This is a genomic window from Paraburkholderia sp. (assembly GCF_050742655.1).
Taxonomy (GTDB): domain Bacteria; phylum Pseudomonadota; class Gammaproteobacteria; order Burkholderiales; family Burkholderiaceae; genus Paraburkholderia.
On the sequence record NZ_JBOIGG010000009.1, the window covers coordinates 59,875 to 83,905 of the forward strand.

Below are 24,031 nucleotides of genomic sequence, written 5' to 3' on the forward strand. Positions count from 1 at the left end.
CGCCGCGTTGCTTCCTGTCGAAGCCACGCCGGGCCGCCGCGCGACGCTAAACCGGTGATCGCTTGAACCACGTCTCATCCTCCGCTGCTGTCGATGCATCGCCTGCGCTTCGTGCGTCGGCATGCCCGTCGCTCGCGCGCATCGTCGCCGCGCGCGACGGCGGCCTGTGCCGGATCAGGCTGCCGGGCGGCGAGCTGCATGCGCGCGACGCGGTCGCGATCGCGCAGGCTGCGGACCTTCACGCGGCGGGCATCGTCGAGCTGACCAGTCGCGCGAACCTGCAGTTACGTGGCGTGCGGGCCGGTCACGAAGCGGCGTTGACTGCAGCGTTGACGCAGACCGGGCCTGGAACACACGATCACGCCGACGAACGCCGCAACCTGATGACGAGCCCGCTCGCGGGCCGCGATCCGCACGCGCTCGACGACACAGGGCCACTTGCCGCCGCGTTGCTCGCACGGCTGCAACGCGAACCGCGCTTCGCGGCGCTGTCGCCGAAATTCGCGCTGCTGCTCGACGGCGGCGAACGGCTGATGGCCGTCGATCATCCGCATGATGTGTGGCTCTCGGCGATGTCTTCTTCACGACACGACGCAGGTAGTGTGCGTTACGTGATCGGTCTCGCCGGCTGCCCTCTGCCTGTGCCGGGCAGCGCACTCGCTGCAGTTGCCGCTACCGATATCCCTGCATTCGTCGATGCGCTGCTGCATACGTTCCTCGACGTCGCCAGCCCTGACGACATGCGCATGCGCGACGTGCTCGTCAAGCACGACGCTACCGTGTTCCTGCAACGCGCGGCCCAGCGAGCAGGCATCGCGTTGCAAACCAGTCCCGCCATCGCCGCGTGGACCCGTGCACCCGCGATGCCCGAACCGCGCATCGGTGCACATCGGCAACGCGATGCACGGCTGTCGCACGTCGGCGGCCAGCCGGCGCTCGGGCGGCTCGATACGCGCACGCTCGTCGCACTGGCCGCGCTCGCATCGGCTCACGGCAACGCGACGCTGCGCATCACGCCGTGGCAAAGCGTGCTCGTCCCCGACATCGCCGACGATTCGATACCCACGGTGCTCGACGGCCTGCGTGCACTCGGCCTCGCGTGCGAGCCGTCGCATCCTTATGTGCGACTGATTGCGTGTGCCGGTTCGACTGGTTGCTCCAAAAGCGCGACCGATACGAAGGCCGACGCACGGCGCCTGGCCACACTCCTCCCCGACGCGATGCCCGACGCCGTCGTGCACCTGAGCGGCTGCGAGCGCTCGTGTGCCGCCGCGCACTGCGCGCCGCACACATTGCTCGCCGTGGCACCCGATCACTACGACCTGTACCAACGCGCCGACGAAGCCAGCACCAACGCGAACCGCTTCGGCATTCGCATCGCACACCACCTGACCATCGAACAGGCCGCCGCGCTGCTCGCGCCGTCGGCCCGGAGCCACCCCGATGCATGACTACCTTCGCGACGGCCCGCAGATTTATCGCCGGTCGTTTGCGACGATCCGCGCGGAAGCCGACCTGTCGCGCATCCCGCCTGATCTCGAGAAGCTCGCCGTCCGCGTGATCCACGCGTGCGGGATGACCGACGTCGTCGACGATCTGCAATTTTCCGCGGACGCCGGTCGCGCGGGCCGCGCGGCGCTCGCTGCCGGCGCACCGATTCTCTGCGATGCGCGGATGGTCGCCGAAGGGATCACGCGTGCGCGGCTGCCCGCAGACAACCCCGTGCTGTGCACGCTCGGCAACGACGCCGTGCCCGATCTCGCCAGGCAGCTTGGCAACACGCGCTCCGCCGCTGCGGTCGAGTTGTGGCGACCGCATCTCGAAGGCAGCGTCGTCGCAATCGGCAACGCGCCGACCGCGCTGTTCCATCTGCTCGACCTGCTCGATGCGGGCGCGCCGCGTCCCGCGCTGATCCTCGGCTTCGCCGTTGGCTTCGTCGGTGCGGCCGAATCGAAGGCGTTGCTCGCGTCGGGGCGCTATGACGTGCCGTGGGTGATCGTCGCGGGACGTCGTGGCGGCAGCGCGATGGCGGCGGCGGCGGTAAACGCGCTTGCGTCGGAGGTGGAATGACTGCGCATACCGAACGTGCCACAGGACGTCTGTTCGGCATCGGCGTCGGTCCCGGCGATCCCGAACTGCTGACGCTGAAAGCGGTACGACTGCTGAGGGCAGCGCCGGTCGTCGCGTACTTCGTCGCGAAGGGCAAGAAAGGCAACGCGTTCGGCATCGTCGAAGCGCATCTCGACGACGCGCAGGTGCCGCAGGAGCCGCGGGTACTTTTACCGCTCGTCTACCCGGTGACGACCGAAGCGCTCGAACCGCCGCTGTCGTACGAGGCGATCATCGCCGACTTCTACGATACCGCCGCCGCGATCATCGCCGCGCATCTCGACGCGGGCCGCGACGTCGCGGTGATCTGCGAAGGCGACCCGTTCTTCTATGGTTCGTACATGTATCTGCACGACCGGCTCGCCGTGCGTTTCGATACCGAGGTCGTGCCCGGCGTCTGCTCGATGCTCGGCGGGGCCGCGGTGCTCGGTGCACCACTCGTCTACCGCAACCAGTCGCTCGCGGTGTTGTCGGGTGTGCTGCCCGAGGATGAACTGCGGCGTCGTCTCGCGGATGCGGACGCCGCCGTCGTGATGAAGCTCGGCCGCAATTTCGACAAGGTGCGGCGCGTACTCGACGACCTCGGACTCGCTGAGCGCGCGCTGTACGTCGAGCGCGCGACGATGGCGAACCAGCGCATCGTGCCGCTCGCGGACGTCGATCCGATGGCATCGCCGTATTTTTCGCTGCTCGTCGTGCCGGGGCAAAAATGGCAGGGATGATGCCGCCCGCGATCGTGATTCTCGGCGCCGGCGCACTCGACGTCGCGCGTCGCGTGCAGGCGTGCTGCCCCGGCGCACAGGTGCACGGACTGGCGGGCCGCGTCGATGCGGATGTCGGCTATACCGAACTCGGTGCGCATCTGCGTACGCTGTACGCACGCGGCACGCCGATCGTCGCGCTATGCGCAGCGGGGATCGTGATTCGCTGCGTCGCGCCGTTGCTCGCGAACAAGGGAGCGGAGCCGCCCGTGCTTGCGGTTGCGGAGGACGGCAGCGCGGTCGTGCCGCTGCTCGGCGGGCTTGCGGGCGTCAACGTGCTCGCGCGCTCGATTGCGGCGGCGCTCGACGTCGCGCCCGCGATCACGACGAGCGGCGAACTGCGTTTCGGCACCTGTGTTTTGAATCCGCCCGAAGGCTATGCGCTCGCGGATCTCGCGCACGGCAAGCGCTTCGTCTCCGATCTGCTGGCGGGCGAGACGACGCGTATCGAAGGCGACGCGCCGTGGCTCGACGACGCGGCGCTGCCACGCGATGCGTCAGCACAGCGCACGATTCGCGTGACGCCGTTTGTTGATGCTTCGCCGGATGCGTTAGTGATTCATCCGCGCAGTGTGGTTGCGGCGATTGTCGGTGGCGGCGATGACGGTGCGCTCGTTGAGCAGCAGGTGCTCGACGCATTGGATGCACACGGTGTTGCGCGCCCTGCTCTCGCGGCGTTGCTTGCGCCGGCTACGCGCTGCGCCGATGTCGCGCTTGCCGATGCGGCACAGGCGCTGGGTGTGCCGCTGCGTTTCATCGATATCGATGCGGACGCTGGAGATGAACGCCGATTGCTCGCCGCCGCGCTTACTGCTCCGCACGACGTGCTGCAAGACGAAGCATCGACGGTCGCGCTCGCGATCGCCGCCGCGCCGCTCGATGTCGCCACGATCGGCCGCCTGCGTGGCCGCGTCACGGTGATCGGCCTCGGTCCAGGTTCCGCGGACCTTCTGGTACCCGCCGCACGCGACGCGCTCGCGGACGCGACCGACATCCTCGGCTACGCGACCTACGTGAACATGGCCGGCCCATTCCGCGAAAACCAGTGCGTGCACGCAACCGACAACCGCGAGGAATTGCAACGCGCGCGCCACGCGTTCGAACTCGCGGCAGAAGGACGTGCGGCAGTTGTTGTGTCATCCGGTGACCCCGGCGTGTTCGCGATGGCGGCAGCGGTGCTCGAAGCGCTCGATACGTCGGACGATCCTCGGTGGGGAACAGTCGATCTGCGCATCGTACCGGGCGTATCGGCCGCGATGGCGACCGCCGCGCAGGCCGGCGCGCCGCTCGGTCACGACTTCTGCGTGCTGTCGCTGTCGGACAACCTGAAGCCCTGGTCGATCATCGAACAGCGGCTGCGGCATGCAGCACAGGCCGATCTGGTGATGGCGTTCTACAACCCGATATCGCGTGCGCGTCCGCGGCAACTGGACACCGCGCTCGACATCGTGCGCGAATACCGGGCGCCCGCGACGCGCGTCGTGCTCGGCCGCGATATCGGCCGACCGGGTGGCACGCTCAAAACAACGACACTCGGCGACCTGCGTAGTAGCGATGTCGATATGCGGACGATGGTGATTGTTGGCTCGTCGACGACTCGTGGATTTGCGCGCAGCGACGGTGGTGAGTGGATTTATACGCCGCGGTGGTATCCGTAAGGCCGGACGCAGCTAAGCCCGAATCAAATCCTCCGGCACGCAATACACCGCGTCCCACTCGCGCGCCAGTTGCGCGCACCGCCCTAGCCGCACCGCGGCCCGCTCGAAATCGACGAACACGACGCGATCCGCGCCGGCCGGTCGCTGCGGCCGGTCGCGGCTGCGCCCATCCGACAGCACCCACAACCAGCGCTGCTGCGCAGGCTTGCGACGCGCCGCGCGCTCGAGCAGTTGCGCCGCGCGACGCACACCCAGCGCGAGCGGCGTGCCGCCCGCGCCGCCGACCGGGCGCAACCAGCGCTCGTTCCACCAGCGCGGCGCAGCCGGCCCGAACCGGACATCGGCGCCCATCCCGCCGAAACACACGAGCGCGGCTTCGCCCCGCTCGCGCGCGACGCGGTCGAACAGTGCGACGAGCAGCCCCTTCGCGAGCGCAAGCTGTTCGCCGGCCAGCATCGATGCGGAGCAGTCGAGCGCAAAGCAATGCAGTTCGCCACCTTGCGATGCGGTCGGCACGAAGCGCAGATGTTCGGCGCGCAACGGGGTCTGACGTTTCGCGGCGAGTGTCGCGGGCCACGCGATGCGCGTGCCCGGTGCGCCGCCGCGTGCGTTAGAGCGTGCGCCTCTCAGCCATCGGAAGCCGCTGGGTCCATCAGCGGCGGCGCCATCCCGATGGCTCAGGTTTTTTTTACGGTAAGCGGAACGACGCTTTTGACGTGCGCGAGACCAGTCGGCTCGGCTTGCAGATAGCCCCAGTCGCTGTCGTTTTGCGGAGGCGTGGCATTGGAGGATCGAGGCGTATTGTCCTGCGGCTCATTGTCGCGAGACGAAGTTCCCGAAGCGGACGGCGCGTGTTCATCGTCTGCATGCCGTCGATGCAGCAACACCGCTTCTGCGACACGCTCGACGTGCTCGAGCGTCACCGCATCCGCCGCTTCGAGCGCTGCAAGCGCACGTGCGGCACGCAGCATCACGAGGTCCGCGCGCAAGCCGTCGACGACCGCCTCGATGCAACGCGCGCTGACCTGCTCGTGCACCGCGTCGTCGAACGTAAGCGAAGGCAACGCGTCGCGTGCTGCGCGGATGCGCTGCGCGAGCGCCGCCTGCTGCGTCGCGTGGTCGCGGCGAAACGCATCCGGGTTCGCGTCGAACGCAAGCCGCGCCTTGACGATCCGCTGCCGCAGCGTCGCGTCGAAGCAGTTCTCCAAAGCGACCATCAAGCCAAAGCGGTCGAGCAATTGCGGCCGCAATTCACCCTCTTCCGGATTCATCGTGCCGATCAGCACGAAGCGCGCCTCGTGACTGTGCGACACGCCGTCGCGCTCGACCGTGTTCGTGCCGCTCGCGGCCGCGTCGAGCAGCGCATCGACGAGCGTGTCCGGCAGCAGATTGATCTCATCGACGTACAGCACGCCGCGATGCGCGAGCGCGAGCAGCCCCGGCGAAAACTTCACCGCGCCGTCGCGCAGCACGCTCTCCAGATCGAGCGTGCCGATCAGCCGATCCTCGCTCGCGCCGAGCGGCAGCGTGACGAGTCTACCCTCGGGCAGCAGCTCGGCGAGTGCACGCGCGGCGGTGGTTTTCGCGGTACCGCGCGGACCGCTGACCAGCACGCCGCCGATGCCCGGATCGACTGCCGCGATCAGCAGTGCCTGTTGCAGCGCCTCCTGACCGATCAGCGCGGTAAACGGAAAAGCCGAAGAGGATGCGTTCATGACCGGGTCGTTCCTTCGATGTGCTGTTCGCTCGCGAGCAGGTGCGTTTCAATCTGCTCGCGATAGTCGCCCGGCGTCTGCCACAGTCCGCGTTGCATTGCCTCGAGCAGCCGTTCGCAGATTGCGTGCAGCGCGTGCGAGTTGTGCTGCTGCAGGAACGCACGGGTGTCGGCGTCGTTCACGTACGCGTCGGCGACCAGTGCGTACTGATGGTCCGCGACGACCCGCGCGGTCGCGTCATAGCCGTACAGATAGTCGACGGTCGCCGCGATTTCCGCCGCGCCCTTGTAGCCGTGCCGCTTTACGCCATCGAGCCATTTCGGGTTGACGACGCGCGAACGGATCACGCGCGCGATCTCTTCGTGTAGCGTGCGGACGCGCGGCGCAGCGGGGTTGCTGTGATCCGCATGATAGATGTGCGGCTGGCTACCCGATAGATGCCGGACCGCAGCGGCCATGCCGCCCTGGAACTGGTAGTAGTCGTTCGAATCGAGCACGTCGTGCTCGCGGTTGTCCTGGTTCTGCAGCACGACGTCGAGCGCGGCGAGCCGCGTACCGAACACGTCGCGTGCTTCGTCGCCGGCGCTTTTCTGCGCATACGCGTAACCGCCCCATGCCTGATACGCGCCGGCGAGGTCCGCGTCGGTCTGCCACTGACGCGAATCGATCATCTGCTGCAGGCCCGCTCCGTATGCGCCGGGTCTCGCGCTGAACACGCGCCAGCCTGCGCGGCGGCGCGCTTCATCGGGCGCAAGGCCGAGTGCGATCCCTGCATCGCGGTCCGCGAGTATGCGCGCACGGATCGGGTTCAGCTCGGGCGGTTCGTCGAGTTCGGCGATCGCCTGCACCGCCGCGTCGAACAGATGCATCACGTTCGCGAACGCGTCGCGGAAGAAGCCCGACACACGCAACGTCACGTCGATGCGCGGCCGGTCGAATGCTTCGATCGGCATGATCTCGAAGTCGGTCACGCGATGGCTGCCCGGCGCCCATTTCGGCCGCACGCCGATCAACGCGAGCGCCTGCGCGATGTCGTCGCCACCGGTACGCATCGTCGCGGTGCCCCATACGGACAGGCCGATCGCGCGCGGATAGTCGCCGTGCTCCTGCAGATGCCGCTCGATCAGCTGCTGCGCGGACTTCAGGCCGAGCGACCATGCAGCCTGTGTCGGGACCGCGCGGGTATCGACCGAATAGAAGTTGCGACCGGTCGGCAGCACGTCGGGCCGGCCGCGCGATGGCGAACCACTCGGGCCCGGCGGCACGAAGCGTCCTTCGAGTCCACGGCGCAGCTGGCGCATTTCTTCGTGACCGCAGGCGTCGAGAGCGGGCAGCACCTGGTCGCGTAGACGCGCGAGCACGCGTTCGGCGTGCGGCAGCGCGAACCCCTCAATGGATGACGTTGAGCCATCCGCACATAGCGGCTCGACAAGCTTCGCCGCGAGCATTTCAAGGCGCTCGCGCGCATCGCCGTAATGACGCCACGGCGCGGCATCGATCCGATCGAGCAGCGCCGGACGCGCACCCTCCCACGGCGCGGACCAGTCCACGGTCAAAGGATCGAACAGATGATCGATGCCGAGATCCTTCGCGAGCGCGTCGATCAGTCCTGCGTTTGCACCCTGCCCGTCGCCGACTGGAAAGCGCCCCAACGCGAGCAGCGTGTCGCGACGCTGCACGCCCTCTGGAGAGCGGCCGAACGTATGCAGGCCGTCGCGGATCTGCGCTTCCTTCAGCTCGCACAGCCAGGCGTCGACACGCGTGAGCACCGTGTCTTCCGCGTCCTGACCGACCGGCTCCGCGAGACTCAGTTCTTCGTGCAGCCGATGCTCGACGATGGTCGCGAGGATGGTCTTGCGCAACAGCTTCGCGCGGCGTGGATCGACCATCAGCGCGTCGTAGTATTCATCGACCTGTCGTTCGAGGTCCTGCAACGGCCCGTAGTTTTCGGCGCGCGTCAGCGGCGGCATCAGATGATCGATGATCACTGCCTGCGCACGCCGCTTCGCCTGGCTGCCCTCGCCCGGATCGTTGACGATGAACGGATAGAGATGCGGCAGCGGTCCAAGCACGAGGTCGGGCCAGCACGTGTCGCTCAGCGCGACGCTCTTGCCCGGCAGCCATTCGAGATTGCCGTGCTTGCCGACGTGCACGACCGCATCGATGCCGAAGCGCTCGCGCAGCCACAGATAGAACGCAAGGTACGCGTGCGGCGGGACAAGGTCGGCGTCGTGGTAACTCGCGTAATTGTTGTCGTCGCGCGAACGCGACGGCTGGATGCCGACGAACACGTTGCCGCAGCGCCAGCCCGCGATCATGAAGCGGCCACGACGCAGCGTCGGGTCCTGTTCCGGCGGTCCCCAGCGCGCGTTCAGTGCGGTGCGAACGGGTTCGGGTAAACGCGCGAAATGAACAAGGTAGTCGGCGAGCGCGAGACTTTGCAACGCAGGCCGCAAGTCGCGCACTGCGGGATCGTTGGTGACGCCCTGCACGAGGCGTTGCATCAGCGCTGCGCCGTCTTCGGGCACCTCGTCGACGCGATACCCCTCGTCGCGCAGCATCGCGAGAATGCCCGCAACCGACGCCGGCGTGTCGAGTCCGACACCATTGCCGATGCGCCCTTCGCTTTGTGGATAGTTCGCGAGAATCAGCGCGAGCCGCTTGTCCGCGTTCGGCAACTGACGCAGCCGGCACCAGCGGCGGCTCAGTTCCGCGACGAACGCGACACGCTCCATATCGGGCTGATAGCGGACCACGTCGACTTCCGTATGCGGACAACGGTACGCGAGCCCCTTGAAGCTGATCGCGCGCGTGATGATGCGGCCGTCCACCTCGGGCAGCGCAACGTGCATCGCGATGTCGCGTGAATGCAGACCCTGGTTGTCCTTCACCCAGTCTTCGCGATTACCGCCGCTCAGGATCACCTGTAGCACGGGCGCATCGCCGGCGAGCGCGAACGGCTCGGGATCGTCGATTGCGCTCGCGGCGAACGCGGTCGTGTTCAGCACCAGCGATGCATTGTGCTGCTCACATAGCCGCTGCACGACGTCGCGGCTCACCGCGTCTTTCAGCGACGTGATCGCGATCGGTAATGGGTTCAGTCCGCGTGCTTCGAGCGCATCGATCAGCGCATCGAATACGGCTGTGTTGGCCGCCTGCAGATGCGCACGGTAAAACAGGATCGCTGTGACAGGTGCGTTCGCACGCCAGCGTGCGTGCCAGTCGTCGAGCGTCGGGGTGTCGTGCTGCGGGTGATACAGCGCGGCAGCCGGCAACGGTTGCGGTGGCGCCGGTTCGCGACCCCAGCCGAACGCCTGCCACGCGATGCGGCGCAGGAACGATTCCGCATTGACCGGACCGCCTTCGCGCAGGTAGCGCCACAGGTCCTCGCACAGCGCGGCGTCGGCGGTACTCTTTGCGAGCAGGTTCGGGTCTTCCTGCAAGTCCCCGGAGAACATCACGAGCAACTGCCCGCGGCGCGCAGCGAGCGCGACGACCTGTTCGATCCCGTACGGCCAGTACGCTTCGCCGCCGAGGTGATCGACGACGACGACGCGCGCATGCTGCAGCACGTCGTCGACATAGAAATCGACCGATGCCGGCTGCCGCAGCCACGTCACGTTCGCGAGTCGTACGCTTGGGAAACCCGGTTCGAGGCGTGTGACGACGCTCGCAAGCAAAGACAGCGTAGTGTCGGCGGAACTGAGCACGACGATGTCAGCGGGCTTCTGGTCGATACGGACGACGCCGGCGGTATCGTCGACAAAACCGCCCGGCGTGGTGCGCAGCAGATGCATCGCTTAAACCTCGTGCGTGTCGGCGCGCGCTGTAGCGGTGTCGCTCAGTGCGCTGTCGAATGCACGTTGCAGCGTCGGCTGGTCGAGGTCTTCGCCGATCAGCACGAAGCGGCTCGTGGCGTTCGTGTTTTCTTCCGGACGCCAGCGCCGATCGAAGTAGCTGTCAAAGCGACATCCGACGCCCTGCACGACCAGACGCATCGCTGCACCCGGCAGCGCCGCGAAGCCCTTCACGCGATAGATCGTGTTCGACTCGACGAGACTTTGCAGCGCGCCGATCGTCGCTTCGCGCGACGGCGCCATGCATTCGACGACAACCGAATCGAATTCGTCGTGGTGATGATCGGCGTCGTCCGCCGAGCCGTGATGATCGTGCCGCAGATGAATCGTCGTTTCCGATGCGGCTTCGAGCCCGAGCAGCGCGTGCAGGTCGAGCTGGCCGTTCTGCGCGCGCACCACCTTGACCTGCGGCGGAATCTCTTCGCGCACCAGCGCTTCGACGGCTGCTTGCTGCGCGTCGTCGAGCAGATCGGTCTTGTTCAGGATCACGAGATCGGCAGAAGACAACTGGTCTTCGAACAGTTCATGCAGCGGCGATTCGTGGTCGAGGTTCGGATCGGTGCGACGTTGTTCGTCGACGGCAGCCGGATTGTCGGCGAACTGGCCGCTCGCCGCGGCGGGACCGTCGACCACCGTGACGACCGCGTCGACGGTGAAGCTGTTCTTGATCGCGGGCCAGTTGAACGCCTGCACGAGTGGCTTCGGCAGCGCGAGGCCGGAGGTTTCGATCAGCACGTGATCGATCTGGTCGCGCCGCTCGACGAGCCGCTCCATCACCGGAAAAAACTCTTCCTGCACGGTGCAGCAGAGGCAGCCGTTCGCGAGTTCGTAGAGCTGGCCTTCCGTCTCGCGGCCATCTTCATCGCAGCCGATGCCGCAGCCTTTGAAAATTTCGCCGTCGATGCCGAGTTCGCCGAACTCGTTAACGATCACCGCGATGCGCAGACCGCCCGCATGCTGAAGAATGTGCCGCAAGAGCGTGGTCTTGCCGCTGCCGAGAAAGCCCGTGACGATCGTGACGGGGATCTTGCGCATCTGTGTCTGCATCGCTGCTCCGTTCGTGCAAGTGAGGTTCGCCGACAACCTGCGCGTTCGCGTGGTCCTGCTGCATCGCAATCGCATGTGTCGCATGTGCGATGTCGCACCCGGTCGCGAACGGACAGCGACGCGACGAGGACATCGAACACAGCGGACGGGGACGATACGGCGTAGCGGCGGTTCGCGAAAAGCGCGTTGCAGGCGTGGCGCACACCGCATCCCCGCGGCGCGAACCCATGATGTCTGGCCGGTATCCGGGCTGACGAAAACGCCGCTTCACCTTCCCGCACGAATGAATTCCGTTCGCGCAGTGGTCGACTGCAGGCGCGCGATGCGCGTGCAGCGAAGCCGGCTTTGCATCGCTTGCGCGATGCCTTCGCTTACCGTTGCGGGGGCAGCACAGGTTGGCCCAGCCTGGTCGGCAGAGCCCCCTGTTTCCCGTTTAACTGCGTGCGCGGGAGGCGCGCACGCGAGCACCAGAGTGCGTGCGAGTGTAGGCGTGCAGCCCGGTGGCGTCAAGGAAGGCGGGGGGCAGTTCCGTTGATTCCGCAGCCCCGAGCAGGCTCATCAGGGCGCGAGGATCGGGCGCGGCGAAGCGTACGTGAATGCAGGTCTCGTATGGCGTGGTCCTGACACCGGTTCGGGCGTGGCAGATGCATCGTCGCACGAGACGTCGCGATCGCTCGACTGGCTGCTCGAAGCGTCGATTGAGTAAACAGACAAACCTGAACGTAGCCAGCGACGTGTTCACGTCGTGCGTGATGCGCCGGGGACGGGGCATCGTTTCCGTGTGCTATCGTACGCGCGTCTGGTGCCCGCACACGCATTCGCGCGTGCAGTTAAACGGGAAACAGGAAGCGCATCGCGCCAGCCTGTGCTGTCCCCGCAACGGTAAGCAGCCTGCGGCCTTCGAGCCGCGCACGTCGTTCGACGCCACTGCGGCAAGATCCGCGGGAAGGCAGCGGCGTGAGGCTGTCAGCCCGGATACCGGCCAGACCAAGGGGCACGCGCAAGCGTTGCCGACCGCCCGATCCGCGGGGGACGGACACACGGCGCCCGCGCGCGAAATGCGCGTCATCCGTATTGCAGCCGGCTGGCATGGCCTGTTTCCTTCTGTCGAATTCCTTTGTGCGTCCGACTGCGCGGCATGCGTCTGAGCCGGGTGACATCGCGATGCCTGTCGCTATCATGGCCACGCGCATTGGAGGCACGGCGTGAACGCACACCTGATCGCAGGCATTGGATGCCGCAGCGGCGTGTCGGCTGAGCAGATCGACGCGGCGTTGCACGTGGCGCTTGGGGGCCGTCTTCTTACCGACGTGCGCGCGATCGCCACCATCGATGCAAAAGCGCAGGAGCCCGGCCTGCTCGCATTCTGCGAGCGTCACGCGTTGCCGCTACAGGTGTTCACGCGCGAGCAGATTGCGGCGTTCACGTCTGCCCTCTCAAGTACTTCCATTATTTCCGCGCCATCGTCTATCGTGCGTGCACGGTTCGGCATCGACGGCGTGTGCGAACCCTGCGCATTGCTCGCCTCGCACGATGGCCAACTGATCGCCGGCAAGATCGCATGCGACGGTGTCACCGTCGCGCTCGCATCCGACAACCGCGATGTCTACTTCGGCAAGCGAACAGCCGCGCCGCTTGCGGCAGCCCTCCCCGACTCTCCCGACCAGAATCAAAACCAGGACCCAACCGATGAAAACCGATCCCGAATCGCATCAGCGCATGACGCAGCGACGTCGCGAAGGACACGAAAAGAAACAAGCCTCAGCGACGATCGAGAAAGGCCTGCTGATCGTCAACACCGGCAACGGCAAGGGTAAGAGCACGGCGGCGTTCGGCATGGCCGTGCGCGTGCTCGGCCACGGCATGCGCCTCGGCGTCGTGCAGTTCATCAAGGGCGCGCTGCATACGTCGGAGCGCGACTTCCTCGGCGCGATCGCGCATTGCGACTTCGTCACGATGGGCGACGGCTATACGTGGAACACGCAGGACCGCGACGCCGACATCGCGACCGCGCGCAAGGGCTGGGCCGAAGCGTGCCGGATGATCGAAAGCGGCGACTACCGGATGGTGATCCTCGACGAGCTGAACACCGTGCTGAAGTACGACTACCTGCCGCTCGACGAAGTGCTCGCGGTGCTGACCGCTCGACCCGAGTCGGTACACGTCGTCGTAACCGGCCGTCATGCACCCGACGAATTGATCGAAGCCGCCGATCTCGTCACCGAGATGCGCCTCGTCAAGCATCCGTATCGCGAGCAGCACGTGAAGGCACAACCCGGCGTGGAGTTCTGAGCGATGCCTGCGTGTCCCGCGCTTTTTATTAGCGCACCCGCATCGGGCCAGGGCAAGACGACCGTCACGGCCGGTCTCGCGCGTCATCACGCGCGGCTCGGCCGGCGTGTACGCGTATTCAAGACCGGTCCGGACTTTCTCGATCCGATGATTCTCGCGCGCGCAAGCGGCGCGCCGGTGCGCTCGCTCGATCTGTGGATGGTCGGCGAAGATGCGTGCCGCGGCCTGCTCGCCGAAGCGGCCGCGAACGCGGATCTGATCCTGATCGAAGGTGTGATGGGACTGTTCGATGGGACGCCGAGCAGCGCCGATCTGGCCGAAGCGTTCGGCGTGCCGGTCGCCGCGGTGATCTCCGCGAACGCGATGGCGCAGACATTCGGTGCGCTCGCGTTCGGGCTCGCGCGGTTTCGTCCGCAGGTGCCGTTTCATGGCGTGTTCGCGAATCGCGTTGGGTCGGCGCGGCATGCACAGATGCTGAGGGACGCGCTGCCGTCCGACATCGCGTGGCTCGGACACACCGCGAAAAACACGGCGGTCGAACTGCCCGACCGGCATCTCGGCTTGCTGCAGGCCGACGAGATCGGCGACCTCGACGCACGGCTCGACCATGCCGCCGATGCGCTCGCCGACACCGCGCTCGCCGCGTTGCCGCCCGCGATCGAATTCGAACCGCCCCGGAACACGACCGACACGAGCAACGCGCATGCGGCGCTGCCGGGTTTGCTCGACGGCAAGCACATCGCAATCGCGCGCGATGCAGCGTTCTCGTTCATCTATCCGGCCAACCTCGATCTGCTCGCCGCACTCGGCGCACAGCTGAGCTTCTTCTCGCCGCTCGCCGACGAACCCGTGCCATCCGCCGCCGACGCGCTGTACCTGCCCGGTGGCTATCCGGAACTGCACGCGGCGACGCTTGCCGCCGCCGCGCGCACGGCCGCGTCGGTGCGTGCGCATGCCACAGCAAAAAAAACCATCGTCGCCGAATGTGGCGGTATGCTGTATCTGCTCGATAGCCTGACCGGCAAGGACAGTACATCGCAGCCGATGCTCGGCCTGCTGCCCGGCCACGCGACGATCGGCACGCGCCTCGCCGCGCTCGGCATGCAGCAGTTGGACGGCTCCCACGGCACGCTGAAGGGCCACACGTTCCACTATTCACAGATGACAACGACGCTCGAACCCGTGCTCACCGCGACCCGCGCGCAAGACCAGTCTGCGGCAGGCGAACCGGTGTACCGTGCCGGCCCGATCGTCGCGACCTACATGCACGGCTACTGGCCATCCAACCCGGCTTTTGCGGCCGCGCTCTTCAATGGCGAAGCCTTTTAGCGACCCCGAACGCGCGGCCGTCTACCGCGCGATCTACGAACGGCGCGACATGCGCCACTTCACGCGCGAGCCGGTCGACCCCGCGTTGCTGCAACGGCTCCTCGATGCCGCGCATCATGGACCGAGCGTCGGCTATATGCAGCCGTGGCGTATCGCCCGCATCACCGATCCCGTGCTGCGCGGCGCGTTGCATGCCGCAGTCGAACGCGAACGGCTGCATACCGCCGATGCGCTCGGCAAGCGGCGCGACGAGTTCATGAAGCTGAAAGTCGAAGGGATGCTCGAGTGCGGCGAGCTGCTGGTCGTCGCGCTGATGGACGGTCGCGAGAAGCACGTGTTCGGGCGGCGTACGTTGCCGGAGATGGACCTCGCGTCGGTTGCGTGCGCGATCCAGAACATGTGGCTCGCTGCGCGCGCCGAAGGGATCGGGCTCGGCTGGGTGTCGCTGTTCGACGCCGGCGAGGTCGCCGCGCTGCTGCGGATGCCAACCGGTGCGAAGCCGGTGGCGATCCTGTGCGTCGGCCACGTCGCGGAGTTTTACGACGAGCCGATGCTGGAGACCGAACGATGGGCGACCCGTCTGCCGCTCGTTGACTGCATATTCGAGAACCACTGGCCCGACGCAAATGCCGCCGCAGATTCCGGAAGCGCGGACGACTGAAACGCGCCTCAACCAGTGCTGGTCCTAGCGTTCGACCGGTTTGACCGACACGACTTCCGGTGCACTGGACGCATCCTGCGTGCGCAGTTTCACCTGCCAGTCGGGATGATCCGCATACGGAAATTTCGCGAGCGCACTCTTCACCAGATACGGAACAGCATGCTGCGCGTCGGCCTCGCGATCGCGGGTCGTCGACGTGACCTTGTAGGCTTCGCGGCCGGTCGTCCGTTCGAGGAAACGCAGCGTCAGCGTGTGGCGGTACGTCGTGCCGCCGAACAGCGAGAACGACGATTCGCCCGGCGTGCGGCAATCGGCGTTCGCGTCGACCGCCGCGCTCTCCGACGCAGCGGCCCCGTCGCTATCCGCACACTCACCGGCTGCGATGCCGATCGCGGCCGGCCGCGTATCGTACGCAATCGACAGCAGATAGCGTGTGTGTGCCATATCGGTTGCGTTGAAGCCGTACTTCGCAAGCTCCGCCTCGACGAGCGCGGCGTATTGCGGGTACGCGGGGCTCGTCTGCTGCGATGGCAGCCGCGTCAGTGCGTAGGTCTTGTCACCCTGCAGCGACGTGGCTGACGTCGACGCATGCACGTCGGTCTTCACGCCGGCGCAACCCGCCAGTGCGGCCGCGCAGCCTGCCACCAGCAGTGCGGTGCGGATCGGCCCGAGATTCATCATAGTGTTCGCTCCGTAAGAGTGGGGCCTGTGTCAGCCGATATCGGACGGCACACCTGTCTCGTCGAGCGCCGGCAACACCAGCGTGAACGCCGTGCCGTTGCCCGGCGCGCTGTCGACGTACACGTCGCCGCCATGCCGCGTCACGACGGTCTTCACGAACGCCATGCCGAGCCCCGCGCCACCGATGTCGGGACGCTCTGCTTCGTGAAAGCGGTGAAAACGCTCGAACAGCTTTGCCTGCTGTTCGAGCGGAATGCCGTAGCCCTGATCGCGAATCGTACATTGAACGTGCGGTCGACGTCCCGCGCCGGGCTCGACGCGCTCGACCGTGCAGAGAATCTGCGTATCGGGCGGACTGTACTTGACTGCATTGTTCAGGATGTTGACGAGCGCGCGCGTGATCAGCGAACGGTCGGCGCTGATCCAGCATGCGTCGGCGCCGACGTCGTCGTTTTCGTTGTCGGCGTGGTCTTCGTCGGGGAATCGGGTTTCGAGGCGGATGTGTTTCGCGTGCGCTTGCGGCCACACTTCGTCGCTTGCGTCGATCAGCAACTCGCCGAAGTTGACCGGTTCGAGCACGTAGTTCTGCGACTCCGCGCGCGCGAGTTGCACGAAGTCGTCAGCGAGCGTCAACGCGCGCTGCGCGTAACGCTCGATGCGCTCGAGCAGTTCCCGCATCCGGTCCGACTCGATGCGCGCGCGTTCGATCTCGACCAGCGCGAGAATCGACGCCTGCGGCGAACGCATGTCGTGCGACAGCAGCCGCAACGCATCCTCGCGATGACGCTCGGCCGCGTGCAACGCGGTAACGTCGACGAGCCCCGCGATCCAGCCGGTCGCCTCGCCCTGCGCATTCGTGCATTTCGCGTAGCGCAGCAGATGGTCGCGACCGTTGCGGTCGGCCACCTCGATGCCTTTTTCCATCAGCGTTTCGAACTCGGACCGAGCGGGATCGAGCAGCGCGGGCCAGTGCGTGCGCGCGAAGCCGCCGACATCCGCGCTTTCGTCGATCGACTTCACGTAGGTCAGATCGCCAAACACTTCGCGGATCAACCGGCCTTCGGGCAGCGGTGCTGCAAGCCGCGCGAAATGCGCTTTCGCCGCCTGGTTCGCGATCAGCACGACGCCCGCCACGTCGCTGACGAGGATTGGCTCCGGCACGCTGTCGAGGCTGTCCCATACGAAGCGCTTCATGTCCTGCACGCGCTGCGCAGCCTGCGCCATCAGCGACATGTGCTTTTCGAGCGCATCGCCGCCGAAGTCCGCGCTGCGGCGCGGTGTACCGGGCAAGAGGTAGGGTTCGTCGGCGAGGCGCTGCAGTTCCTTGCGCAGATACGACATCGTCATTTCGAGCCGTCGCCAGTTCCAGATCGGATACACGGCGATCAGGCCGACGATGGCCGGCATCGGCGACGCCCATACGCGCGCGCCGTACAGCAGTGCCGCGCTGCCTGCTACTGTGATTGCGCACAGGCCAGCCAGCAGCAGCAGCGAACGCAACGGGGACAGCACGAGGAAGCCGGCAAGCAGCACGCCGAGCGGCACCAGCGACACGATGAACACCAGCCAGCCGCGTGTCGGCTCGATCGTTCGGCCGGTTAGCAGCGCGTCGAGCACGTTCGCGTGAATGTAGACACCGGGCATCAGACCAAGCTTGCCGGACACCGGCGTCGCGAAGCGATCGTAGAGACCGGACGCCGTCGCACCGATCAGCACGATCCGGCCGCGCAGTACGTCGGGCGAGACCTCGCCGTTCAGCAGGCTCGCAAACGACACCTTGCGATAGCTTTCTGCGCGTGGACTGAACGGAATCAGGAAACGCTGTTCGCTGCTGTCGTTGATACGGGCGCCCGGCACATGCCATGCGCGGCCCGGCGGCGGCGCAAGCGGCACGGTACCGTCCGCGATCGCGCGCCATAGCGGCAATGTGAGTTGCGGCCAGTGAGAATGCGCGTCGCCTTCGAACAGCGCGACGCTCCGCACGATACCGTCGCTGTCGACTTCGAGATTGATGTGGCCGACTCCGGCTGCTGCCTGCTCGAGCGGCGCGACGGGGCGCACGACGTCGCGGGTGCCATTGGCGCTTTCGGGGCTCAGCAGGATCGGCAGATAGGTGTGGTTTGCGGCAATGGAGCGGGCAAAGCGCGCGTCGTCCGGCGAGGACTCGGTGAACAGTACGTCGTAGACGATCGCGGCCGGCCGTGCCGCGGCGATCCGCTCGAGTACTTCCGCGTGCACGGCGCGCGGCCACGGCCAGCGGCCGATCCGCGCGATGCTCGCGTTGTCGATCTCGACGACGACCACGTTGTCGAGCACCGGCGTCGCACGGAACGCGAGGAAACGATCGTAGACGAGGTGATCGACCGCATTGGTCAGATGCCACACGGCGCCAAATAGCACGACGATCACGCCGAGGCAACCGACGCCGAGCCATTCGAAAAGAAAACGGCGCCCCACAGGGCGCCCGAGACGGGACCGCGGGTCGAGCGTCATGCGCGACCCGTCGGCGCCGGCATCAGCGCGCGAGGGTGAACGAGCGGACAGAGCTGCCCTTTTCATAGAACTTGTCGTTCTCGAACTGCTCGGCGATCACGGTCCAGTAATAGACGCCCTTCGGCAGTTCGCTGATGACGAGCCGCCCGGACGACAGATCGGTGCGATCGACAACCGGGTCGTGCAGATCGGCGGACTTCGCGAGCACGAAGCGGAACTTCGTCGGTACGCCGCTGCGGCTGACGAACCAGCGGAATTCGAAATCGCGCGTACCGGCGCGCTGCGCAGCCGTTGCGGTGAGGCCGAGCTGACGGCGCTCGAACGCGTAGACCTGCGGGAGACCTTGCAGTCCGTTCGGATCGATCGCCGATAGACGCACGAAATACGTACCGTCGGGCAGCGTGTCGAACGATGCCTTCGGCCCGGTGGCACGCTGATCACGGATCATGTCGAGCAGATCGGCGTCGCGCGCGATCTGCACGCGATAGCCGAGCGCATCTTTCGAAGGAGCGATGTCGAACGAAATGTCCTTCGCATCCTGGATTTTGCCGGGATCGACAAGTGCCGGTGCGGGTAACAGTTCGACCGGCTGGCCGACGCCGCCGCTCGCATGTGTGACGCTGCCGAAGTGCGCGTTGACGAGTTGCGACGACGCCTGCAATGGTGTGCCGGGCGCACGCGGCGGTGTCGCCGCGCTGTCGACGCCAACCGCGCCGTCGAGCACCTCGACGGCAGTCGATTGAACATCGCGATCGTAGTTGACCCGGAAACTCGTGCCGCGCACCCCCGCCACCACCGACGGCGAACGGATCTGGAAGCGGTCGTCTTTCTTCGTCGCGTGGGTGACTTCGCTGTCGACTTCGCCGTGCTTCAGGTCGATCACGCGGTCGTTCGCACCGGTCAACACGGTCTGCCGCAGCGAGCCGATGTCGATCTGACTGTTTTGCGGTACCGACAGATGCGAGCCGTCGGCAAGTTCCAGCGTGACGAAACCGTTTGGACCGGTGCGGACGCGATCGCCTTCGCCGAGCGCCATGTCGGTCGTGACCGGCGTGAACGGGCTGTTGCCGAACGCATGCTCGACCGGCCCGCTGGTGGCGATGACTCGCGCGGAGAGCCGCTCCTGCTTTAGAAGCGCGACCGGGAGACGTATTTGCAGTCCCGCCGGCAGACGACGCGGCGGCGGCAGATGGTTCAGTCGGCTCAGCACGGTCCAGTCGCCCGGATCGCGCAGATAGCGCGCGGCGATTTCATAGAGGGTGTCGCCGGCCCTGGTCACGTAGGGTGTAGTGGCCTGCGCGACGCGCGGCACGTGCTTCTGTGCGACAGCCGGCACGGAAAGCCAGCTGAGTGTCGCGACGATACACGACAGCGCGAACGGCAATGCCCGGCGGCGCCGTCGTGCCCGCTCGACGGATCCGGTCGCAATCACGGCTCGCCCACTAATCACGCATCCCCCTTCTCTATCCGCTCAAGGCGGTAACCATACCCGTAAATCGGCGTGAGCCGGTAGCCATTTTCAGGCCGCAAGCCGAGTTTAGCTCGCAGCATCGAGACGTGGGTATCCATGGTGCGCGACGGAATTTCAGTGGCCTGCTTCCAGATGACGTCGAGAATGTGCGCACGCGATAGCGGCCGGCTCAGGTGCTGGAACAGCAGCAAGGCCAGTTCGAATTCCTTCTGCGTCAACGCAACCGACTTGCCTTTGACCTGCACCTGCTTCGCGCCGATGTCGAACTCGAATTCGCCGAACACCTCTTTGGCCGCGGCTGGATTGAGCTGGTACGCACGCCTCAGCAGCGAGCCGACGCGCGCGAGCAGCACGCTCCCCGGTACCGGCTTCACGACGTAGTCGTCGGCGCCGCTGTTGAGCATCGAGGTGATGTCGGTCTCGCGGCTGCGGCTCGTCATGAACAGCACGGGTAGCCGCTCCGACAGGCTCTGCCTGACCCAGCGCAGCACTTCGTCGCCGGACATGTCGGGCACGTTCCAGTCGAGCACCAGCAGGTCGAACGTCTGACGCCGCAACTGCTTCACGAGCGCTTTGCCCTCACCGAACGCGTGGCAGATGTGTCCCGCCGTGGACAGCGTTTCGCATACGAAATCGGCCTGAGCCGGATCGTCATCCAGAACTGCAATTCTCATAACACCCCGCATCGCACATCGTTCATCGATCTGGACAGCGTCGCGGCCGGCCGATGCTGGATGCACCGCCGGCCACGCAGTTGATCGATCATCGACGAAGCGCCCGCGCGCCTGTTCCGTTTCTGCACGGCAAGGCAAGGCAAACAACACAGCTTGAACGCTGGGCGACATGCCATGCATGCCGCCCGTGTTCGTGTTTGCGATCGGGGCGATCATCTTGGTCGAAAAACAGCTGTCCCCTTCCGGTGGCGACATATCGCTATCCGGTTGCGGCTCGCGGGCGAGCCTCACTTCCATTTCTCTCAGGTTCCGGCCCGGACTGTCGCCGTGCTCGTTCGGACCGCGCTGTGCGGACCGGATGTTTCTTGTGTTGCGCCTAGTCGCGCGACGTCGATGGATCTGCCGGTCTCTCCGGATCGGTGTCCGCTACTAGCGGTTGCGCTTCGCTATCGGCGCCCGCCGGTGCGATGACCTCACCGGCGTCAATCTCGTCGACACCGGCATCCATATCGGCCTGCAGTCTTGCGCGCAGCGCCGCATCGAGGTGTGTACGAACGTGCTCCCATGCCGCATGCGCGTAGTCAGGCTGCCCGGCGGCCCATTCCTGCGCCAGCACGAACACACGCATCGTCGTTGCTGCGCAATGCGTGATCTCGCCGTGCTCGCGCGCGGCCGATGCACGCAACAGTTCGGCAAGCCACGGCATCTCGAGCGCGCATGAATCCGCGTAGGCCTCGATCGCAGCGCGCGCGTGCGCGTCCGTGGCCGGATCCAGTTCGATCCGCTGCAGGCGTCGGCCAGTCTTGCGTGCCCGATCGTTCGTTCGGAACGGAAGGCGGGTCGTGCCAGGTCTGAAAAACATCCGTTGCTCTCTGCGTAGTGGCAACGTCCTCTACGGTCGTGCTGCTCGTCCCGACGAGGTTCTCGTATGTTGCCGTCCAGTCTCTTTGCGTCGAATCTTCAAAGACTTCACATTCGGTAGCCCAGTATAAGAAGGGCCGTCCATTAAATCGTTTAAGGATTGTCAGTCGGGTAGCCTCGGCCAGTGCCACACCGCTTTCGCTCCGCCATCCTGCTGGTTGGTCCCGTCGCGATCCCGTTGGTTAATCGTGCGCCCGCTCTCGCGGGCGCCCCTTCCCTTGCTTTGTTGTCGCCGGTCTGATCGCCGGATGGCCCCGCCGCCCCGTCCCTGAATGATGCCGTGCCCGTCGTCGTTGCTTTGTTGTTGCTTCGTTGTTCTGTCGTTACCGGTTGCTGTGCGACTTCTGCGTCGTCATGAGGCCCAACGCTACGTAGCGAGGCGTCGGGTTGATCGCCCCAAGTGCATAACCGCCGCACTCCTTCCTGACGAACTTCCACGCGACGCCCGTGCCTGCGGCGACCGTGTCGCCGGACAGACCCGCTGGTCGAAAAACCAGTCTGATCCGCGAGCGGCGCAATGACTGCGCTGTGCCGCGATCCGCATCCGTAGTCGCTGCGCCGTGGTTCTACGGCGGTCGTGCAGCGACGTTGAGTCAGAGCGGCGATTCGCGGTCTGCCGGTAGTGCACCCTGCGTTCGAACAGACCGCAGGTTCCTGCTTCGCTTCGGGTCGAGGCGAAAAAGCGGCGGCGACAGTGTGAAAGGCACTTTTGATTTGTCCGGCATTGCATTCGGATTCTCCCTATCGAGCCATACCTGAACTCATGCCGGCAGATCACCATCGTTGCCGAGCCTGACGGTCACCTCGGCTGCTCCGCCCTCGAAGAGCGCCCGTGTTCCGTCGATCGTCACGCCCGCCAGGGCGCCGCTCATGCCCAACGACATCACAATCGCCGCTGTCGCCGCCATCAGGATCTTTCGCACCGCTTCTTCACTTCCCGAAGTACCCGGCGGACTGAAATCCGCTCTTGCTTTTCCTCTCGACCGTCGACGCCCTCGGCGGCGCCGGCAACCGCCCCGTAGCGATTGACCGTCCCGGCAGATTCGAATCGATCGCCGGCATATCTGTGTTGGTCGTTGCCGTGCCGTTCATCACGGTCTGGCGTCTGAGTGCATTTTCGAGATATCGGAGGGAGGCCACTGTCAGCAATGGTTAAATTCGGTCGATTCAAATGTTAAGAAATGTCAGCGGTGGCGCCCACACGAGCTCCGACGATCACGACGAACGTCGACGTCGTCCGTGCACAAGCAAGCTGGGCGGGACTTTGCGAGGAATGCGCCTGGGCGGAAAACGGCTGGCGCAGCGATCACGCGATGCGTCGAAGCCGACGTTGCGTGCGTGCGAAACGTGAAGAAAGCAGCCGGGGATGCCCGGCAAGCAACCGCATGCGAGGAGCAACGCCGCCCCTGCGGCGAGCGCTCATGCGATCGAGACACCCTCACCCGGCGCAGCGGACGGACGCCCCGCACGCACCTCCAGCCCCGCCTCGGTAAACGCGCGGGCAATCGCAGGAGGCGGCGCTTCGTCGGTGACGAGCAGATCGATGTCGGTCGGGCCGAATGCATGCACGAGCGCGCTATGTCCGAACTTTGCATGATCTGCGGCGACGACGCGTCGCTCCGCCTGCGCGAACGCGGCGAGCGAATATGCAACATCCGACGGTTGCGCATCCATGAAGCGCCCGTCGGAATCGATCGCGGTCACCGACACCACCGCGAAGCGCACGTGAAAGCGCCGGATGAACGTGAGCACGTCGTCGCCGATCGCGGACAGATCGTCGGCGCGCAGTTCGCCGCCCGCGACGAATACCCGGTTGCCGTTGCGTGGCGCGAGCGTACGCGCGATCTCCACGGAATTGGTCACCACCGTCAGTCGCGAGCGTGTGCACAGTGCGTCGGCGATATGCACGCAGGTCGTGCCGCTGTCGAGAATCAGCGAGTCGCCGTCCCGCACGAGTTCGCCTACGCGCGCAGCGACGATCTGCTTCGCGTCGCGCTGCTCGAGCAGCCGGCGCTGGAACGGCGGCTCGTCGAGTCGGTCGGGCAGCATTACGCCGCCGTGCACCTTCACCAGCAGACCGTCGGCGATCAACGGCTTGACGGTACGGCGCACCGTCTCGTCGGACACCGCGAACAACTGCGCGAGTTCGGCGACCGTGCAGGTCTGTTTCGCGCGCACGATGCGCATGATTTCGGTCTGGCGGGGCGTCGTGAACATCGCGATGACTCGTGGCTGGATGGCGCGGAGTCTATCAAAGACCATCCCCATCCACCAGTTAACTCCCACACATATCCAACAAAAGCCAAACAATATCCAATTATTATGTTGTTTTTTGTGGCTTTATGTTGCATTCTACGGCTTG

At 65.9% G+C, this 24,031-nt stretch carries 18 protein-coding genes, 2 pseudogenes and 2 riboswitches; of the genes and pseudogenes, 8 read left to right on the top strand and 12 right to left on the bottom strand.

Annotated elements, in window-relative coordinates:
* Nucleotides 1-62 precede the first annotated feature (62 nt).
* Genes cobG through cobJ form a run of 4 tightly spaced genes read left to right on the top strand, consistent with a single transcriptional unit; the run spans nucleotide 63 to nucleotide 4,528 of the window.
* On the top strand, nucleotides 63-1,451 hold the full coding sequence (cobG, locus tag ACREXZ_RS14585; protein ID WP_431764798.1) for a precorrin-3B synthase: 1,389 nt from the start codon (nucleotides 63-65) through the stop codon (nucleotides 1,449-1,451).
* Nucleotides 1,444-2,070, top strand: coding sequence for a precorrin-8X methylmutase (locus ACREXZ_RS14590; protein WP_431764799.1), 627 nt, complete (start codon nucleotides 1,444-1,446; stop codon nucleotides 2,068-2,070). Before cobG ends, ACREXZ_RS14590 begins: the two co-directional genes overlap by 8 nt.
* The gene (locus tag ACREXZ_RS14595) at nucleotides 2,067-2,831 is read left to right on the top strand and encodes a precorrin-2 C(20)-methyltransferase (RefSeq protein ID WP_431764800.1); all 765 of its coding nucleotides are present in this window, start codon (nucleotides 2,067-2,069) and stop codon (nucleotides 2,829-2,831) included. Before ACREXZ_RS14590 ends, ACREXZ_RS14595 begins: the two co-directional genes overlap by 4 nt.
* Entirely contained in the window at nucleotides 2,828-4,528 is a 1,701-nt protein-coding gene (gene cobJ, locus ACREXZ_RS14600) for a precorrin-3B C(17)-methyltransferase (RefSeq protein ID WP_431764968.1), read from the top strand. Before ACREXZ_RS14595 ends, cobJ begins: the two co-directional genes overlap by 4 nt.
* Nucleotides 4,529-4,540: 12 nt before the next feature.
* Here the strand turns inward: cobJ and ACREXZ_RS14605 are convergent, their stop codons facing one another.
* The 4 genes from ACREXZ_RS14605 to cobW are packed head-to-tail and all read right to left on the bottom strand — an operon-like array spanning nucleotide 4,541 to nucleotide 11,147.
* On the bottom strand, nucleotides 4,541-5,158 hold the full coding sequence (locus ACREXZ_RS14605) for a vWA domain-containing protein (protein WP_431764969.1): 618 nt from the start codon (nucleotides 5,156-5,158) through the stop codon (nucleotides 4,541-4,543).
* Between the two features lie 47 nt (nucleotides 5,159-5,205).
* A complete protein-coding gene (locus ACREXZ_RS14610) occupies nucleotides 5,206-6,243 on the bottom strand; it encodes an ATP-binding protein (protein ID WP_431764801.1) in 1,038 nt (345 codons plus the stop codon).
* Nucleotides 6,240-10,040 (bottom strand): cobaltochelatase subunit CobN, encoded by a 3,801-nt coding sequence (cobN, locus tag ACREXZ_RS14615; protein ID WP_431764802.1) that lies wholly within the window; start codon nucleotides 10,038-10,040, stop codon nucleotides 6,240-6,242. Before cobN ends, ACREXZ_RS14610 begins: the two co-directional genes overlap by 4 nt.
* A gap of 3 nt (nucleotides 10,041-10,043) precedes the next feature.
* A complete protein-coding gene (gene cobW, locus ACREXZ_RS14620; protein WP_431764803.1) occupies nucleotides 10,044-11,147 on the bottom strand; it encodes a cobalamin biosynthesis protein CobW in 1,104 nt (367 codons plus the stop codon).
* Nucleotides 11,148-11,366: 219 nt separating this feature from the next.
* Nucleotides 11,367-11,634: riboswitch (cobalamin riboswitch) on the bottom strand.
* 296 nt (nucleotides 11,635-11,930) lie between these two features.
* Nucleotides 11,931-12,148: riboswitch (cobalamin riboswitch) on the top strand.
* A 204-nt stretch (nucleotides 12,149-12,352) separates the two neighbouring features.
* On the opposite strand from cobW, the gene ACREXZ_RS14625 reads away from it, so the two are divergent.
* Genes ACREXZ_RS14625 through bluB form a run of 4 tightly spaced genes read left to right on the top strand, consistent with a single transcriptional unit; the run spans nucleotide 12,353 to nucleotide 15,429 of the window.
* On the top strand, nucleotides 12,353-12,964 hold the full coding sequence (locus tag ACREXZ_RS14625) for a cobalamin biosynthesis protein (protein ID WP_431764804.1): 612 nt from the start codon (nucleotides 12,353-12,355) through the stop codon (nucleotides 12,962-12,964).
* The gene (gene cobO, locus ACREXZ_RS14630; protein ID WP_431764805.1) at nucleotides 12,867-13,439 is read left to right on the top strand and encodes a cob(I)yrinic acid a,c-diamide adenosyltransferase; all 573 of its coding nucleotides are present in this window, start codon (nucleotides 12,867-12,869) and stop codon (nucleotides 13,437-13,439) included. The genes ACREXZ_RS14625 and cobO overlap by 98 nt, the downstream gene beginning before the upstream one ends.
* Nucleotides 13,440-13,442: 3 nt before the next feature.
* Nucleotides 13,443-14,768: a cobyrinate a,c-diamide synthase gene (locus ACREXZ_RS14635; protein ID WP_431764806.1), complete on the top strand. Its 1,326-nt coding sequence runs from the start codon at nucleotides 13,443-13,445 to the stop codon at nucleotides 14,766-14,768.
* Nucleotides 14,752-15,429, top strand: coding sequence for a 5,6-dimethylbenzimidazole synthase (gene bluB, locus ACREXZ_RS14640; RefSeq protein ID WP_431764807.1), 678 nt, complete (start codon nucleotides 14,752-14,754; stop codon nucleotides 15,427-15,429). The genes ACREXZ_RS14635 and bluB overlap by 17 nt, the downstream gene beginning before the upstream one ends.
* A 24-nt stretch (nucleotides 15,430-15,453) precedes the next feature.
* On the opposite strand, the gene ACREXZ_RS14645 is transcribed toward bluB, so the two are convergent.
* The 8 genes and pseudogenes from ACREXZ_RS14645 to ACREXZ_RS14680 all read right to left on the bottom strand — a co-directional run bounded on the left by ACREXZ_RS14645 (nucleotide 15,454) and on the right by ACREXZ_RS14680 (nucleotide 23,886).
* Nucleotides 15,454-16,110 (bottom strand): DUF4136 domain-containing protein, encoded by a 657-nt coding sequence (locus ACREXZ_RS14645; RefSeq protein WP_431764808.1) that lies wholly within the window; start codon nucleotides 16,108-16,110, stop codon nucleotides 15,454-15,456.
* Nucleotides 16,111-16,140: 30 nt separating this feature from the next.
* Nucleotides 16,141-18,603 carry a CHASE2 domain-containing protein gene (locus tag ACREXZ_RS14650; RefSeq protein WP_431764809.1) on the bottom strand — a complete coding sequence of 821 codons (2,463 nt, stop codon included), beginning with the start codon at nucleotides 18,601-18,603 and terminating at the stop codon, nucleotides 16,141-16,143.
* A gap of 22 nt (nucleotides 18,604-18,625) precedes the next feature.
* Nucleotides 18,626-20,035: a FecR family protein gene (locus ACREXZ_RS14655; protein ID WP_431764810.1), complete on the bottom strand. Its 1,410-nt coding sequence runs from the start codon at nucleotides 20,033-20,035 to the stop codon at nucleotides 18,626-18,628.
* A gap of 14 nt (nucleotides 20,036-20,049) precedes the next feature.
* Nucleotides 20,050-20,748: a response regulator transcription factor gene (locus tag ACREXZ_RS14660; RefSeq protein WP_431764970.1), complete on the bottom strand. Its 699-nt coding sequence runs from the start codon at nucleotides 20,746-20,748 to the stop codon at nucleotides 20,050-20,052.
* Nucleotides 20,749-21,274: 526 nt separating this feature from the next.
* A pseudogene (locus tag ACREXZ_RS14665) lies at nucleotides 21,275-21,610 on the bottom strand (hypothetical protein); the annotation flags it as partial.
* 652 nt (nucleotides 21,611-22,262) lie between these two features.
* Nucleotides 22,263-22,418: pseudogene (locus ACREXZ_RS14670) on the bottom strand (fimbria/pilus periplasmic chaperone); the annotation flags it as partial.
* A 12-nt stretch (nucleotides 22,419-22,430) separates the two neighbouring features.
* The gene (locus tag ACREXZ_RS14675; RefSeq protein WP_431764811.1) at nucleotides 22,431-22,592 is read right to left on the bottom strand and encodes a hypothetical protein; all 162 of its coding nucleotides are present in this window, start codon (nucleotides 22,590-22,592) and stop codon (nucleotides 22,431-22,433) included.
* A 496-nt stretch (nucleotides 22,593-23,088) separates the two neighbouring features.
* Nucleotides 23,089-23,886 carry a DeoR/GlpR family DNA-binding transcription regulator gene (locus ACREXZ_RS14680; RefSeq protein WP_431764812.1) on the bottom strand — a complete coding sequence of 266 codons (798 nt, stop codon included), beginning with the start codon at nucleotides 23,884-23,886 and terminating at the stop codon, nucleotides 23,089-23,091.
* Between the last annotated feature and the right edge of the window lie 145 nt (nucleotides 23,887-24,031).